Origin of the sequence: Planctomonas deserti, assembly GCF_003067705.1 — a bacterium.
GTDB lineage: Bacteria > Actinomycetota > Actinomycetes > Actinomycetales > Microbacteriaceae > Planctomonas > Planctomonas deserti.
Genome location: NZ_QANL01000180.1, coordinates 1 through 539, shown reverse-complemented (window position 1 = coordinate 539; position 539 = coordinate 1). Strand labels below are relative to the sequence as shown.

Here is a 539-nt window from a genome sequence, read left to right as displayed (position 1 = left end):
GTGAACCCGGCCTCCCTACCCGTTGCCCTCGACGCACGCGATGAGCGCGTGTTCGATGCCGTGCGCGAGCTGCTGGCCCAACAGGGCATGCAGATGAGCATGGACGCGGTGGCCCAGCACGCCGGCTGCTCCAAGCAGACCCTGTACTCGCGCTATGGCAGCAAGCAGGAACTGCTGCGGCGGGTGATGCAGCGCCATGTAGGCCACGCCACCGGCGCCATGGTTCGTGCACTCCGCAGTGACGACCTGCGTGCCAGCCTGCTCCAGTTCGCCATCGACTTCCTGGAGCATTTCAACCAACCGCACGTGGGCCAGGCCTGTCGGCTGATCGCCGCCGATGCGTCCCAGTTTCCCGAAGAGGCGCGTACGCTGTACCGGCATGGCGCCGGCGCGCTGACGCTTCATCTTGCTGAATGGATTGAAACCGTTTGCATGCAAGGCCAGCTCCGGCATGACGACCCGCACTTCATGGCCGAACTGCTGCTGAGCATGATCGCCGGTCAGGATTTCGACAAACAGCGCTTCCACACCCCCCATCG

General features: G+C 64.6%; 1 protein-coding gene. It reads left to right on the top strand.

The window, feature by feature from the left end:
* The coding region (locus DAI20_RS20175; protein WP_205781543.1) for a TetR/AcrR family transcriptional regulator at nucleotides 1-539 on the top strand (539 nt) is incomplete at both ends.